Genomic DNA, 15,256 nt, shown 5'->3' with positions numbered 1-15,256 from the left:
TGTAAAATAGTTTGGGGTCTTTACGCACCCATTCTTGCTTCATCTGCTCGCTAATGGGCTTTAGCTCATTTAGCAATTGCTGTGTAGGCTGTGAATAGGTGTCGGTCAAAGTAATACTGCTTCGTGGAATGATGAAACAAAAGTGCCATGAGAAATAATCTCAGTTGGCACAAAACCCGCTTTAGATTACCGTATATACCATTCACTTACTTAATAAGGCTATCAACTCATCGTGAAGCAGGATGTACTTTCGTTAATTGAACAAAATTACCCTTCGCTGTCGCCTTCAGCCCGTGCCATTGCAAACTACTTGCAGCAGCACCCGCTGGCGATTGTGAGCCAAACCTCAGCGGAAATCGCTGAGAAAACCAATACGTCCAAAGCGACGGTGAGCCGTTTCTTTCGCCAGCTAGGGTTTGAGTCACAGCAGGATGCCAAACAAGCACAATTGGCACTTCGTGAGAGCGGTGTCCCCGTATTAACTCAAGGTAGTAATATTGATCAAACCGCAGAGGAGCTAAGCAACCTGTCGCGCACCTTTGAAGGGTTACGCCCGGAGATTTTGAACGACATCAGTGCACAAATCGCCGGTGCCAGCCGGGTGACCTTGATTGGTTTTCGTAATGCCTACCCGATTGCCCTACACTTTCGCCAGCAATTACAGCAGGTTCGTCCCTCCATTCGCCTTTTGCCGCAACCGGGACAAACCCTAGGAGAGGACCTACATGACATCATAGATGGGGAAGTGATCGTATTATTTGGCTTCCGCCGCCGGACTCGCACTTTCAAAAAGATCGTGGAAGCATTGGAAGGCCGTAACACCATCTTGATTACCGACCCGACAGGACAGGTGTACAACCAGCAAGTGAATCATGTACTGGTTTGCCACCTTGGTAATGACAGCCCATTCGACAGCTACGCTGCCCCCATGAGTCTGGTGTCCATGCTGTGCAATCGGGTCTATCGCCACATCGGCAAAAATGCTCAACGCCGCACTCAGGCCATCTCTAATATTTACACAGAGCTGGATGAGCTAGAGCCCTAACCTGTTTTGTACCCTGTCTTAGAAACACAACAGCCGCTTTATTAGCGGCTGTTTTACAGGTTCAAGGAGTCATCTGTTTCGTTCAAAATGGCTCAGATTGATGTCCACTTCTTCCCCCAGCCAATAGGCATGGGTTGTGTGATCTTCGTAATTATCCCCTGTGTCCCCATGTACCAGAACACTTAAGCCCCCTCGATGGGCATCCAACCAGCTCAAAAACTCATCAAACACCTCATGGCCAAACAAGATCTGACAACTCCAGCGCATGTGGGGCCCTACAAGTTTTTCATGAACACGGCCCACCTTAAGACCAAACGTCTCCCCGGCTTGATGGCATAGATCTGTGGCAAATTGAACGGTCTGCTCGTCGAAATAAACGTGAGCATGGTAAGACTGGTGAACATTAATCGGGCGCTTCGGAGCAGACATCGCATGGAAACCTAAATCAAATGGTAAGCACAAAGAGTAATCCCTTTGGCAAATCACGTCCATGGGAGCGCTCTGCTCGACCCCTAAAATGAAGAGATGACCTCCCCGTTTGAGGAGGTCATTGTTGCGCTTAAGCGTCTGCTTTGGTGAAGTTTGCTTGAATACGCTGGTTCAAGAAATCCTGAGCAGAAATTGGCTGGTAGCGCTGGTTAGGGCCTTGGATCATTTGATTCTTATTCGCCTGACAAAAGAAGGCCACAGAGTAACGACTACCACAGTATTCATCCACTCGTGGTAAGCGTACACGGTGCAGGTTGGAGTTGAGCTGATCGTCGCTCCAACGCATTAGCATGTCACCGATGTTGCAAGTGATCACTTCCGGTAGGGGCGGAATGCTGGTCCAGCGTTTAGTGTCCGCTTCTTTGCCCGGACACACTTGCAAACCGCCATGGCCTTCGTGTTGAAACAAAAGCGTCAAACAGTCAAAGTCCGTGTGAGCCCCTGCGCGCCAAATATCCCCTTGTTCTGTCACACCTTCCGTTGGGTAGTAATGCAACAGGCGCAAGGTTGATTGGTAATCGTCTTGCTTAGGATCATGGGCTTTGGTGAAAAAATCACGCTCAAAACCAAGCTTGTCCGCAAAACAGGACAACACCTGCATGCCCACTTCCCAACATTGCTGCTCAAAGCGCATGACGTTGGCTTGGAAATTCGGTAGTTCGGCTTCCGTTGGCCATAGACCATCCATGTGGTATTGGGTGATTTGGTAGGATTCTTTTTGATCCGCGGTGCCCGTTGAAGGGCGAATTTGGCTGCGGGTTTCCCAGCCAGCATTCACACCTTTTGGACGTGGGTATTGGCCTTTTACGGCATCAGATAACTTAAAGAAACGATCCGCTTCGTGAAAAACAGCGTCCACTTCCGGTTGTTCAATACCGTGGTTTTTCAACTGAAAAAAGCCAATTTCAGTGGCGGCTTGCCACAGTTCATCGGCGATTTCAGCGCGGCGCTCTTCGAAGTTACTCAGATCAATAATGGGCACTTGGCGGTCGTCGGCTTCAATGCCCGCGCCACCAAAGGTGGTTTCACGTTGCAGTTCTTCCAGAGAATAGGATTGAGTCATAAGAGTCTCCTAAAAATTCTGGAGCAATGACCTGGCCAAGGGCCTGACTGCTTCTACTCCGTTGATTTAAATTGTCTGTGTGAGGTTAGCGAATGCTTACCACACACCTTCTTGCAAGGCCGCCGCTTCGTCCTCAAGACAAGGGCCGACCACTTCCACCTTGCGCTGACCGGCTTCGAATACCGCACGGCAAGGCAAATCTAACGTTGGGTTTTCTGGGTGATTACCAGTGATGATTTTTAATCGAGCTTCGCTCAAGCCATACACCACACGTCCAATCCCCGCCCAATAAGCGGCCCCCGAACACATGGCACAGGGTTCCGCCGACACATACATGGTACAGCTTGCCAAGAACTCTGGACGGTAGGCCTTGCTGGCACGGGTCATTAACTTACGCTCTGCGTGGCCTGTCATATCCAGATCTGGCAAATAGCCATTCACTTGGCTCATCAACTCATTGCCTTCGCCATCAACAAGGATGGCGGCAAAGGGGTGAATGCCCTGTTTTTTGGCGTCGTCCGCCAATTCAAAACTACGGCGTAACAGGGCTTCGTCTTTCGCGTTTAACATGTTCAACAACCTTTTCTTAACGGCTTAATGCTTTTTCTTTGGCAAGCTCCAAGGGAACCACCAAGCTTGAATCCACTGCACTGATTTGAACAGCAGCAAACTGATACCCGCTAAGAAGATCAAACCTGCAAAGGCTTGTGGGATCTTAAAGAAGGAGGTGGAAAACTGGATGAAATAGCCCAAACCTTCTTCTGCTGCCACAAACTCTGCAACCACCGCGCCAATAATGGCCAAGGTGATGGAAACACGTAAACCACTGAAAATATGGGGGATCGCGTAAGGAATACGGATCTGCCAAGTTTCACGGTAGCGAGGAGCACGCAGAGACTGGCTCAGCTCAATCATTTCAGGTGGTGTTTCCAACATACCCGTTGTGGCCGACACTACCAGCGGGAAGAAGGTGATCAAGCAAGTGATCAACACCCGAGACGGATCATCCGTACCCAGCAATACAATGATCAAAGGGGCCACCGCCACAACTGGGGTGGATTGGATCACGATCAGTAATGGATACAGAGTACGATTCAATAACTCAGAGCGAATCATGGCAATGGATAACGGGATCGCGATGGCAATAGACAAAGCAAAGCCCATTAACGCAACCCTCAAGGTCGCCCACAAATGCCCTAACCAACGGTCAAAGGACACATCGAAAAACGCTTTAATGATCGCCGAAGGGGAAGGCAGAATGTAATTAGGCACCTTACCCACCTGACAAATCAGTTCCCACAAAGCGATCAAACCCACAAAGAACATGACTGGCGCATAACGATACGCCTGCTGGCCAATCCAAGATTTAGGCTGGTACGTTTGGCTCATAAATATGCCCTCGAATTAAATCAGTCAGTTCTACAAAGCGTGGTTCGTTGATGGTCTTACTCGTACGTGGTCGTGGTAAATCCACTTCAATTAAATCCAGCACCGTACCGGGACGTTTACTCATGACCAAAATACGGTCCGACAAGAGCACCGCCTCACTAATGGAGTGGGTGATAAACAAAACGGTTTTGGGGTTTTCTTCCCAAATTTTCAGCAAATCAAAACCAATCTGCTCACGGGTCAAAGCGTCCAACGCAGAGAAGGGCTCATCCATTAGCAAGATATCTGGGTTCAACAACAAAGCACGGACAATCCCCACCCGTTGCTGCATACCTCCGGAGAGTTCATCCGGCATCTTGTCTGCAAATTGCGTCAATCCCGCCATCTGCAGCAGCTCTTCTGCACGTTTCTCGTCTTCCTTAGAGTAGCTGCCGTACTTATGCTTCAACGGAAACAGCACATTCTTGCGCACCGTCAGCCAAGGCAATAAGTTTGCCTTTTGAAACACAATGCCCACGTCATCACGGGGCTCAGTCACTTGGCGATTAAACACCGACACTTCCCCATGGGAGGGGATCAATAAGCCTGACACCATGCGCAACAAGGTAGACTTGCCGCAGCCAGAAGGGCCCACCACCGCCACGAACTCGTGACGGTGAATGTCTAAATCAATATCTTGCACAGCCATTGGTGCTTCTGGACGCGGGTCATAGCGATGACCCACTCCCTTCATGCTCACATAGGCTGCTTGTTTACTACTTTCCATTACCATTACTCCGGCATGAAGCTCATGTTGACAGCTGTTTGAGGATCTAGGGCATCCTCGCTCAAACCGTTCGCTTCTGACACGTATGTCCAAGTTTGTTGAATACGCTCTGGGGTGAAGACGCCAAAACCATCGGCTTCTGTGACATCGTTATAAACAAGGTTAGTGATGCTCTCGATCTGAGCTGCCGCAATGTCCGCGTCCACTTCTGGCACCATGGCGTGAATGTCTGCACCGGCTTGAGCTGGATTGGCGTAAGTAAACTCAAGGGACTTAGCAAAAGCCTTCACAAAACGTTTTGCCACGTCAGGACGCTCGCTTAAGAAGCGCTCAGACGCCAACAAAGACGAGCTGTACAAAGACAAGCCCGCGCTCGACCAAGGCATTTCTACAATTTCTTTGCCCGCTTCCGCGGCTTGGGTAGTGAACAAAGCGGTGTTGGTGACCCAGGCGATGATGGCATCTGTGTTACCTGTGATCATCATTGGGCCTAGGGCACCTGGATCGGTTTTCACAAGCTGGATATCATCCTCTGATAAACCGTTTTCCTTTAGCACTAAAGGTAAAAACGCATTTGAAGACGTGAAGGGTGACGTGGCGACTTTTTTACCTTTTAGATCTTCGATCGAGTCAATGCCTGAACTTTTCAAAGCAAAGAAAGCATGGGGAGCTTGGGTGAAATACGGGAACACAGCAACGACCGGGATGCCGTCCTGAGCTTTTGCTGCCATCAAAGCACCAATATCTGAACTGCCCACATCGGACTGACCCGTAGCCATCTTAGTCAAAGCGTCGGTAGAGCCACGACCACTGGCGATGGAGACTTCTAAGTCTTGTTCTGCAAAGAACCCCTGTTGAATACCCACATAAACAGGCGCTTTATCACCACCTGGCAACCAATCTAACTGGAATGTCACCTTATCCGCCGCCATCGCTGCGGAGCTCGCCATCATAGTAGCCAGTAGTGAGACCTTCAGTGCTGCTTTCATATTCAACTCTCCAATGGTAAGTACAGGGTTGTGAGACTATCGTTTCATATATTTACCATTAAGCAACAATCGTTCCAGCTTTACACCAAGCTTAAAAATGAATTTAACCCTATGATTTAAATGGTTTTATTGATCGACAGGAAGGAAGAACGGAAGCAACACAAGAAACACTCGTTCCAACTGGGAGCGAAACACTTGTTTCAGTGCACCAAACTAGAACTGGGGTTCAATCTCGGCCATTTCTGTTTGTCGCAGAGGTTGCTGGGGCGTTGTCGCGATGAATCACGACCTACAGAAGAGCCAGTTCTTGAGGACACTTCTGCCTGGCATCTGGGATGCTGACCTCGTCGCTGATGCAATCAGCTCCTACAATTTTGTATTGGCCAAAAAAAGGGGCCGAAGCCCCAAATCATTATGTCAAACGGTCATAGGTTAGCCTAAGGGCCCACCTAATATGGTTTTCGACAGTCCCTGCATAATGCCAGTACCTGTCTCTTCCCGCAGTTCGTCGTACCATGCCTGAGTGACTTCCGGGTTGAAGCCATGGGTCACGTCACAGCGAACACGGGCCTTGAGTACTAAATCCTTAACACGCTCTACTCGCGCATCGTTGTACTGGGCCAAGGCCATTTCAATGTCTTGTGTCTCGGCAAAGCACTGCCCCAGTACCACAGAATCCTCCATGGCCGCACAACCACCTTGGCCAATGTCTGGCGTAGTGCTGTGTCCCGCATCCCCTAATAAAGCCACCTTACCTTTCACCAATGGGCGGAACGGCTCAACATCGTGGATCTCAATGCGGTTGGTGGTATCTGGGTTAATAGCATCGATTAATGTCTGTACGGGTTGCGCCCAACCATCAAAATAGCCTTTTAGGTCAGCCTTCACCGTGGATCGATCTTGCTCAAGCCCAAGAGGCAGAGGCACATCAAAGAAGAAGTAAAAGCGGTTGTCTGCAATCGGCATTACTGAAACGCGTTTGCCATCGGCCACAAACATAGTCCACTGGTCGGCAGGGGCAATGGCATCATCGACCTCTACCAAGCCATTCCAATTCACATAGCCTGCGTAGCGTCGTTCAACCTTCTCACCCAAGACGTATTCGCGGGCAATCGAGTGAGCGCCATCTGCGGCGATCATAAAGTCAGCGGAAGCGGTGGAGCCATCGGTAAAGGTGGCGGTGACACCTTCTTTGTCTTGGGAGACGGATTCAAGGCGCTTACCAAAGTTGACCTTGTCACGTCCCCACCAATCGATCATCTGTGCTTGAAGATCCGCTCGAGCAACCGGACACGGACGCTCGCCAACCTCTTCCACCAAGGGAGCCAAACTAAATTGGGTCATGGTGGCACCGGACAAACCTTCGTTATAGGCCATCTTGCGCATCGGCCCACCCAAGTCATCCATGATTTTCCCCATCCCTAGATGGTTCATGCATTTGACACCATTGGACCAAATCGAAATCGCTGCACCGACAGGCTTCATCTCTTTGACTGCTTCAAAGATCTCACACTCAATGCCTTTTTGTTTCAACGCGACGGCTGCCGACATGCCGCCAATACCTGCGCCAATGATGATTGCTTTCATGGTTTTCCTCTTCAATGCAAAACAAATCTATTCTTCTGCTAGGGCAAGATTCATACCTAAAACGATTGTTTCCGCATTATTTTTTATGAAACAATAATTTCAAAGGGTTTGCGGCGAAATCTGAAACATCTGATTCAAGGTCAAACCAACCGCGCCATTGCACCACCATGGAGCGAGGCGCACAAAGACAATGCAATAACTAGCTACCGCGGTAAGTGCTGTAGGAATAAGGCGTCACAAGTAATGGCACGTGGTAATGACTGTCTTCATCGGCAATACCGAAGCGCAGCACGACCACATCTAAGAAGCGTGGCTCAGACATGGGAACGTCCTTTGCAGCGAAATAATCGCCAATAGCGAACTCTAGTTCGTATTGTCCTGAAACAAACGATTCACCGCTTAGCAAAGGGGCATCACAGCGACCGTCCTCATTTGAGAGGGTTGTATGTAACTCTGTACGAGTACCATCCCCATTCACTCGTGACAATCGAATGTGCACCCCTGGCGCCGCAAGGCCACAGGTAGTATCTAGAATATGTGTTGTTAAATTTCCCATGCTGATTCCTAACATTTTAAAGTGAACGGGTGGGCGAAGATCTTAAAATTAAGCGCTTTCCCAACGCAAAAGTGAACAGTGCCAAAACAAAAAACATGCCATTCATGATGGCCATTACACAAGGAAACCAACCATGACGACCACCAATGGGTCACTTCTTTCCCTAGATAAAGCCAGCTTTATCAATGCCTTAAAAGACATCTATGAGCACTCCGAATGGGTTGCTGAAGGCGTGTTCGAACAACGTAACGCCCTAGCATCCAGCTCGCTTCCCCTTCACGATGCAGTGCGAGACGCCATGCAGGCCTTGGTGGACCAAGCAGACCATGAGCGCAAACTGGCTTTACTATGTGCCCACCCAGACTTAGCAGGCAAGGCCGCTTTAGCGGGTGAGCTGACTCACGCCAGCACCAGTGAACAGGCGGGTGCCGGGCTAGACCAATGCTCCCCTGATGAACTGGCCACCTTCACCGAACTCAACAACACCTACCGGAGCAAGTTTGGTTTTCCCTTCATCATGGCCGTGAAAGGCGCCACCAAAGAACAAATCTTGGCAGGTTTCAAAGAACGAGTTCCAAACGACCGTGACACAGAGTTTGATCGGGCGCTGAAGGAAGTTCACAAGATTGCAGGCTTTCGTTTAGGGGATTTTCCAGCGGAATTTTGGCAACGCTAACAAAAAACGACTAGCCGCTTGTTTCAGTTGACAAGATCACGAAACAATTGTTTCATAAAAAAATACACAGGAGCATCCATGAAACATTCACTCGTTCAACATCCTTTTTTGCGTTTGCCGACCGCTTATTCAGCCCCCGCAGGTGCTGAGGTTCAGTCGCAGCCTCTGCAAAGTTTTCGTTTAGCGGTGAAAGACTTGTTTCATATGGCAGGCTTGCCCACTACAGCGGGCAACCCAACTTGGCTTGCGACTCATGCAACACCAACACACACCGCTTCCTGTGTTAGCAAACTCATCGCCGATGGTGCCACCTTCGTGGGCAAAACCATTACTGATGAACTGGCTTATAGCCTTAACGGACAAAACATTCATTACGGAACACCGCAAAACCCGGTGACCCCTAACCGCCTCCCAGGTGGGTCGTCATCAGGTTCAGCGGTGGCTGTGTCCCAAGATTTAGCAGACATTGGTCTTGGTACCGACACTGGTGGCTCTATTCGTGTGCCGTCCAGCTATAACGGCTTATACGGTTTACGCCCTACTCATGGGGCCATCCCTGCGGACAATATGGTCGCTTTGGCACCATCGTTCGACACCGTTGGTTTTATGACCCGCACCCTGCCAAGTCTTGAAAAAGTGGCCCAGTCACTGCTACCTAATCAGCAACCAAAGTTATCTAAGGTGTTGATTGCAAACACCTTAATGAACCAAGTAGAGCACAAGGTCGAGCTTGCACAGCAGCTAAACGATTGGCAACAAGCGGGTAAACTGACCTTAGACGGCTCCTTGGAAATTGATCCAATACATTGGCAAACAGGCGCCACCTTCCGCACCCTACAAGGGGCTGAGATTTGGCAAACCCACGGTGCTTGGATCATCCAACATGATCCAGACTTTGCCCCTGACATTGCCAGCCGATTTGAATGGACCAAGACCCTAACGGCCAGTGATGTTGAACAAGCCAAAACCCAGCAAGCCGCCTTTCGCGCGTGGATGGATGAGGCGATCCAAGACAGTATTTTAATCCTGCCAACAACACCGGGGCGCGCTCCGGAGTTAACCATGGCAGACGCTGAGCTGGCCGACTATCGCAACCAGTTACTAGAACTGACCGCCATCGCTGGCTTATGTGGTTACCCACAACTGCACCTTCCTGTTTGCGAGATAGAAGGCGCTCCCTGTGGCGTGTCCCTCATCGGCCCACGGGGCAGTGATTTGTCGTTAATCGCTTTTGCTAAATCGTTAATGGAGTAACCCATGGCTCATATCGCTTTTACCGCGCCCCACCACGAAGCCACTAAAGCTGGACAAGCCATTCTCGAACAAGGTGGCACCGCTATTGAAGCCATGGTTGCGGCTGCGGCCACCATTGCTGTGGTATACCCCCATATGAATGGCCTTGGTGGCGATGGCTTTTGGCTGATTAGCGAGCCGGGTAAAGCCCCTATTGGCATCGATGCATCAGGTAAGGCTGCACAGTTGGCCACTCTCGATTTTTACCAAGGGGAAGATTCTATTCCTGCCCGTGGCGGCAAAGCAGCATTGACCATGGCAGGTGCCGTGGCAGGTTGGCAAAAGGCGTTGGACATCAGTGCTTTTTGGCAAACACCTAAGTCACTTAGCAGTCTATTGAGCAACGCCATTAACCACGCTGAGTCAGGCATCCAGATCACCGAAAGCTTACAAGCGGCAAGCAACAAAGTTCATGCAGATTTAGCGATGTTGCCGGGTTTTTCTCAGTTTTTAGATGATAATCAGACCTTAACTGCAGGCAAAACACTGTCGTTAACCACCCTTGCTGAGACCTTAAAACACCTCGCAGAGGTGGGATTAGACGATTTTTATCAGGGCGCTATTGCCGAGCGGTTAGCTGCCGATTTGGAAGCCGCGGGCTCTCCTATTCGATTAGCCGATTTTCATAATTACCGTGCAGAACAAGTAACGCCATTAAGTGTCACCACCCAAGCCGGCACCCTTTACAATTTACCCGCGCCGACACAAGGCATTGCCTCCTTGATCATCTTGGCTCTATACGACCGTATCCACGCGTTAGGAGACGGCAGTGATGTGGACATGGCCCACTTGCTGATTGAAGCCACGAAACAAGCCTTTATCGCCCGTAATGAATACGTCACGGATACCGCTCGTTTGGCCTTGGATTTACAAGACCTACTAAGTGACGCCTCACTAGACAGCATGGTTGAGAAGATCCAACTCAACACGGCTCAGCCTTGGCCCCATGCGGCAAAACACGGGGATACCATTTGGATGGGAGCCTGTGACGCAGAAGGACGCATGGTGAGCTACATTCAGAGCTTGTACTGGGAATTTGGCAGCGGCATTGTTAGCCCAAGTACCGGCATTGTTTGGAATAACCGAGGTTCATCCTTTAGTTTAGAAGCGGGCCATTTGCAAGAACTTAAGCCCAATTTAAAGCCATTTCATACATTAAACCCGGCCTTTGCCGAACTGTCCGATGGCCGTCGTATCAGCTACGGCACCATGGGAGGGGAAGGCCAGCCACAAACCCAAGCAGCGCTATTTAGTCGCTATGTTTACCATAAGATGCCCCTAGAAAAGGCCATCAGCGAAGGACGCTGGCTGCTAGGTCGCACTTGGGGGGATGTCAGCCATAACCTCAAGGTTGAAGCCGATTTCGCCGAGCTGGCAGGCAACACCTTGATTCAGCGAGGCCACGACATGGTCGTCGTCGATGCCTGCAACGAACTCATGGGGCACGCTGGCGCGGTGGTGCTCAAACCTGATGGCCAAACCGAAGCGGCCACAGACCCTCGCAGCGATGGCGCCGCCATAGCCTGCGACACCCAATCAATCACACAGTAGACGTAAATCGTCAATTAACACCGAATGTTAGGAGTAAGCGTAAGATGTCATTCATAATGGAAAACTATTCCATGATTCTCGCCATGATGGGCACAGGCGTCATTGCTGGTATTCTCGCAGGATTACTGGGCGTAGGAGGCGGCATCGTCATCGTGCCGGTGCTGTTCTTCCTGTATCAAGGCCTTGGCGTCAGTGCAGATACCGCCATGTTAGTGGCCACGGCCACCTCTCTTGCGACCATTATTCCCACCTCTATCAGCTCTATTCGCGCGCACAGCGCTAAAGGCAACGTGGACTTCGCGCTGCTGAAGCAATGGGGCGTGTTTATCTTTTTAGGCGTGTTAATTGGTAGCTATGTGGTAACTCAAGTAGACGGCCAATGGCTTACCCTATTATTTGGTGTGATCGCCACCCTGTCCGCCATCAATATGTTGCTGGGTAAAAAAGACGCCTTGTTTCAATCTTTGCCAGGCAAAGGGGGCCAAAGCATCATTGCAACTTGCATTGGCTTCTTCAGCTCTATGGTCGGCATCGGTGGCGGTACCCTCACCGTCCCAACACTGACGTTCTGTAACTACCCTGCTCACCGTGCAGTCGGTACTGCAGCAGCAGTGGGTTTGATCATTTCTTTGCCTGCCGCGGTCACCATGTTGATCGTTGGCCAAACCCCAATTGATTCGCCTTTTGGCACAGTGGGTCTAGTTAACCTAGTGGGTGCAGCCTGCATTATTCCGTTAACTGTCTTGTTTGCCCCTGTGGGTGCTGGTCTTGCACACCGCTTGAATGCGGCCATGTTGAAAAAAGTCTTCGCCATCGTACTCATCTTCACAGGTGTACGTATGTTGTACCAAGTTTTAGCCTAGGAGCCCCTGATGCAGCCATTGTCTTTACCCCCAAGATTGCTAATGGGTCCCGGCCCAATTAACTGCTACCCACGCGTATTGCAGGCCATGTCCACTCAGTTGGTGGGTCAATATGACCCAGCCATGACGGGTTACATGAACGAAACCATGGCGCTTTACCGTCAGGTATTCAAAACTCAAAACCAACAGACCTTCTTGATCGATGGCACTTCCCGTGCAGGCATCGAAGCTGCCTTGGTATCGGTTTTAGAGCCAGGAGATAAGGTACTGGTGCCTGTCTTCGGTCGCTTCGGCCATCTACTGACCGAGATCGCAGAGCGTGCCGATGCGGAAGTACACACCATTGAAGTGCCTTGGGGCGAAGTGTTTGATCCGCAACAGATCGAAGACGCGATTAAGCGTGTCCAGCCAAAAGTGCTGGCCATTGTGCAAGGGGATACGTCAACCACCATGTTGCAGCCTCTGGAAGAACTAGGCGCCATTTGCCGCGCCCACGATGTGTTGTTTTACACGGATGCCACAGCGTCCATCGGTGGCAACCCATTTGAAACCGATGCGTGGCAAGTGGATGCTGTGACCGTTGGTCTACAAAAATGTCTGGGTGGCCCATCTGGCAGCGCCCCTATCTCCATGAGTGATCGTTTTGTTGAGGCGGTACGCAAACGCCAACACGTGGAAGCCGGGATTCGTGACAGCCATCACCAAGACGCAAAAGGCCAGCGTATCCGCTCAAACTACTTTGACTTGGCTATGATCATGGATTACTGGGGCGACGAACGTCTTAACCACCATACTGAAGCGGCTACCATGCTATTTGGCTCTCGGGAATGTGCCGTGGGCCTGCTAACGGAAGGTCAAGACGCAGTATTACAACGCCACGTGAATGCTGGCACAGCCATGCTTAAAGGCATTCAAGCCATGGGATTGAAGCCATTTGGTGACCTAAAACACAAGATGACTAACGTGGTGGGGGTTTACATCCCTGACATGGTGGATGGCGAGCAAATTCGTCATGACCTGCTAAACATCTTTAACATCGAAATCGGCACCAGCTTCGGCCCATTAAAAGGCAAAATCTGGCGCATCGGCACCATGGGCTACAATGCTCGCCAAGATGCCGTATTGCATACCCTGCAATCTCTAGAAACCGTGTTACGCCGCGCTGGCTTCTCACTCCCCGCTGGCGCAGGGGTAGACGCTGCGTTGGCTGTATATGCTGACGCCGCGGCCAATGGCAAGGGCAGTCTATGAAGGATTTCCAGCAACTTGCTCAGCAGGTGATGGATCGCTTGGAGACCCTAGGCAAAATTAGCCAATCCAGCGAACACCTTGACCGTCGCTACCTGACACCAGAACACCAGCAGGCCAATGCCTTAGTGGGAGACTGGATGAAAGAGGCGGGCATGAGCACTTGGCAAGACCAGGCAGGCAACCTCTGGGGACGCTGGGAAGCCAGCACCCCCGACGCCCCGCGCTTTATCATGGGCAGTCATTTAGACACCGTCCCTAACGGTGGCAAATACGACGGCATGTTAGGTGTGGTGGCTCCGGTGACCTTGATTGCGGCCCTGCAAGCCGCCAAGGTTCGTTTGCCATTTCACTTGGATGTGGTGGGTTTTGGTGACGAAGAAGGCACTCGCTTTCGCTCGACCCTGTTAGGCAGCCGCGCCCTCACAGGCCAATGGCCAAGCAGCTGGGCTGACCTAGAAGACGAAAATGGCATCAGCCTTGCCCAAGCCCTACAAGACTTTGGACTGTCCTTTGACGCCATCCCCGAAGCCGCTATCCCTACGGATAATCTGGCGGGCTACCTAGAGCTTCATATTGAGCAAGGTCCGGTACTGGAAGACTTAGATCTACCAGTAGGCGTGGTCAGCGCCATAGCTGGGGCCAAGCGTTTTGAATTTTCCGTCACTGGTATGGCAGGACACGCGGGCACTGTGCCTATGCCACTGCGTTTAGACGCACTTGCTGCCACCAGTGAAATGATCTTGGCGGTAGAGTCCTGTGCGATCAAACACGGGGTGGTTGCCACCGTTGGTCAAATCAATAACCGTCCAAATGGGGTCAATGTGATCTCTGGGGCCACCACTTTTTCGTTAGACATTCGCAGCGAATTTGATGACCGTCGAGACGTGGCATTGACCGATATTTTGGCTCAATTTGCTGACATTGCCGAGCGTCGTAAGGTGACGTTAAAACGCGAACCTACCCATGCTGCCAATGCCGTCCATTGCGACCAAGGGATGCAAGCCAGCTTACGCCAAGCCATTGAAGCCCAAGGCATCACGTCTCATACGCTGTTTTCTGGAGCGGGACATGACGCCATGGCCATCGCGGACATTTGCCCCGTAGCCATGCTGTTTATGCGCTGTGACAAAGGTATTAGCCATCATCCAGCGGAAGCGATTGAGACCTCAGACGTGGCCGTCACCTTAGCTGTGCTAAGCCACACGTTACAGAACTTGAAGTAGCGAATTTAAAACCAGCTGAAAAGGGGTCAGATCCCTTTAAAGAGAGCAGTGCGAAGGCGATACCATAAGACGCTTAAGGGATCTGCCCCCTTAAATAACTTACAGGAATTTACCATGCAATTTACACGCATTTATAACGACGATCAGGGCAAAAGCCACTTTGGCGAGGTGACTATTCCCGTACGTGATGGTGGCCCCATTGGCATGCTGTCTGAACGCTTCGCCGCAGGGGATATGATTTTCCGAGAAACCCCTGGGGACTACGATTTTAAATGGCACCCCGCGCCACAGCGGCAAGTATTGTTCATTTTAAAAGGCCACTGTGAATTCACCGTTTCCTCTGGTGAGACCCGTCAGTTCGCGGGCGGTGACGTGCTGTTGCTAGAAGATACGGAAGGAGAAGGCCACTGCTCCAAGGCGCTGAATAACGAAATCCGCCATTCGATCTTTGTTACTTTGCCAGAAGGCACTGTGCTGTAAGCGCCATTGTTTCGACTTGTCCCTGCTCACCCTGA

General features: G+C 50.9%; 16 protein-coding genes. 8 read left to right on the top strand and 8 right to left on the bottom strand.

Annotation, left to right across the window (positions count from 1 at the left end):
• Nucleotides 1-232 precede the first annotated feature (232 nt).
• On the top strand, nt 233-1,045 hold the full coding sequence (locus ACFQ45_RS07335; RefSeq protein ID WP_377366349.1) for a MurR/RpiR family transcriptional regulator: 813 nt from the start codon (nt 233-235) through the stop codon (nt 1,043-1,045).
• Nucleotides 1,046-1,114: 69 nt separating this feature from the next.
• On the opposite strand, the gene ACFQ45_RS07330 is transcribed toward ACFQ45_RS07335, so the two are convergent.
• From ACFQ45_RS07330 to uraH, 8 genes are all read right to left on the bottom strand, one after another.
• Nucleotides 1,115-1,537, bottom strand: coding sequence for a DOPA 4,5-dioxygenase family protein (locus ACFQ45_RS07330; RefSeq protein ID WP_377366348.1), 423 nt, complete (start codon nt 1,535-1,537; stop codon nt 1,115-1,117).
• Nucleotides 1,538-1,604: 67 nt separating this feature from the next.
• Nucleotides 1,605-2,597 (bottom strand): isopenicillin N synthase family dioxygenase, encoded by a 993-nt coding sequence (locus tag ACFQ45_RS07325; RefSeq protein WP_377366347.1) that lies wholly within the window; start codon nt 2,595-2,597, stop codon nt 1,605-1,607.
• Between the two features lie 96 nt (nt 2,598-2,693).
• Nucleotides 2,694-3,167 (bottom strand): nucleoside deaminase, encoded by a 474-nt coding sequence (locus ACFQ45_RS07320; protein ID WP_377366346.1) that lies wholly within the window; start codon nt 3,165-3,167, stop codon nt 2,694-2,696.
• 24 nt (nt 3,168-3,191) lie between these two features.
• Nucleotides 3,192-3,986 carry an ABC transporter permease gene (locus ACFQ45_RS07315; RefSeq protein WP_377366345.1) on the bottom strand — a complete coding sequence of 265 codons (795 nt, stop codon included), beginning with the start codon at nt 3,984-3,986 and terminating at the stop codon, nt 3,192-3,194.
• On the bottom strand, nt 3,964-4,752 hold the full coding sequence (locus tag ACFQ45_RS07310) for an ABC transporter ATP-binding protein (protein WP_377366344.1): 789 nt from the start codon (nt 4,750-4,752) through the stop codon (nt 3,964-3,966). Before ACFQ45_RS07310 ends, ACFQ45_RS07315 begins: the two co-directional genes overlap by 23 nt.
• A gap of 5 nt (nt 4,753-4,757) precedes the next feature.
• Nucleotides 4,758-5,741: an ABC transporter substrate-binding protein gene (locus ACFQ45_RS07305; RefSeq protein ID WP_377366343.1), complete on the bottom strand. Its 984-nt coding sequence runs from the start codon at nt 5,739-5,741 to the stop codon at nt 4,758-4,760.
• A 432-nt stretch (nt 5,742-6,173) separates the two neighbouring features.
• A complete protein-coding gene (gene hpxO / locus ACFQ45_RS07300; protein ID WP_377366342.1) occupies nt 6,174-7,328 on the bottom strand; it encodes an FAD-dependent urate hydroxylase HpxO in 1,155 nt (384 codons plus the stop codon).
• Nucleotides 7,329-7,527: 199 nt separating this feature from the next.
• Complete coding sequence (gene uraH, locus ACFQ45_RS07295; protein ID WP_377366341.1) at nt 7,528-7,884, bottom strand: hydroxyisourate hydrolase; 357 nt, start codon at nt 7,882-7,884, stop codon at nt 7,528-7,530.
• 133 nt (nt 7,885-8,017) lie between these two features.
• Here uraH and uraD point away from each other — a divergent pair, with 133 nt between their 5' ends.
• The 7 genes from uraD (at nt 8,018) to ACFQ45_RS07260 (ending at nt 15,221) form a co-directional block, all read left to right on the top strand.
• The gene (gene uraD, locus ACFQ45_RS07290; protein WP_377366340.1) at nt 8,018-8,560 is read left to right on the top strand and encodes a 2-oxo-4-hydroxy-4-carboxy-5-ureidoimidazoline decarboxylase; all 543 of its coding nucleotides are present in this window, start codon (nt 8,018-8,020) and stop codon (nt 8,558-8,560) included.
• Nucleotides 8,561-8,638: 78 nt separating this feature from the next.
• Nucleotides 8,639-9,814, top strand: coding sequence for an amidase (locus ACFQ45_RS07285; protein ID WP_377366339.1), 1,176 nt, complete (start codon nt 8,639-8,641; stop codon nt 9,812-9,814).
• 3 nt (nt 9,815-9,817) lie between these two features.
• Nucleotides 9,818-11,404, top strand: a complete 1,587-nt coding sequence (locus ACFQ45_RS07280; RefSeq protein WP_377366338.1) for a gamma-glutamyltransferase family protein — start codon at nt 9,818-9,820, stop codon at nt 11,402-11,404.
• Between the two features lie 44 nt (nt 11,405-11,448).
• On the top strand, nt 11,449-12,267 hold the full coding sequence (locus ACFQ45_RS07275; RefSeq protein WP_377366337.1) for a sulfite exporter TauE/SafE family protein: 819 nt from the start codon (nt 11,449-11,451) through the stop codon (nt 12,265-12,267).
• Nucleotides 12,268-12,276: 9 nt separating this feature from the next.
• A complete protein-coding gene (locus ACFQ45_RS07270) occupies nt 12,277-13,518 on the top strand; it encodes a pyridoxal-phosphate-dependent aminotransferase family protein (protein WP_377366336.1) in 1,242 nt (413 codons plus the stop codon).
• On the top strand, nt 13,515-14,741 hold the full coding sequence (locus tag ACFQ45_RS07265) for an allantoate amidohydrolase (protein WP_377366335.1): 1,227 nt from the start codon (nt 13,515-13,517) through the stop codon (nt 14,739-14,741). The genes ACFQ45_RS07270 and ACFQ45_RS07265 overlap by 4 nt, the downstream gene beginning before the upstream one ends.
• 114 nt (nt 14,742-14,855) lie before the next feature.
• The gene (locus tag ACFQ45_RS07260) at nt 14,856-15,221 is read left to right on the top strand and encodes a cupin domain-containing protein (RefSeq protein ID WP_377366334.1); all 366 of its coding nucleotides are present in this window, start codon (nt 14,856-14,858) and stop codon (nt 15,219-15,221) included.
• The last annotated feature ends 35 nt before the right edge of the window (nt 15,222-15,256 follow it).

Source organism: Rhodanobacter aciditrophus (assembly GCF_042679525.1).
Taxonomy (GTDB): Bacteria; Pseudomonadota; Gammaproteobacteria; order Pseudomonadales; family Marinomonadaceae; genus Marinomonas; species Marinomonas aciditrophus.
The sequence above is the reverse complement of the archived record's forward strand: the minus strand, read 5'-3'. Positions and strand labels throughout refer to the sequence as shown.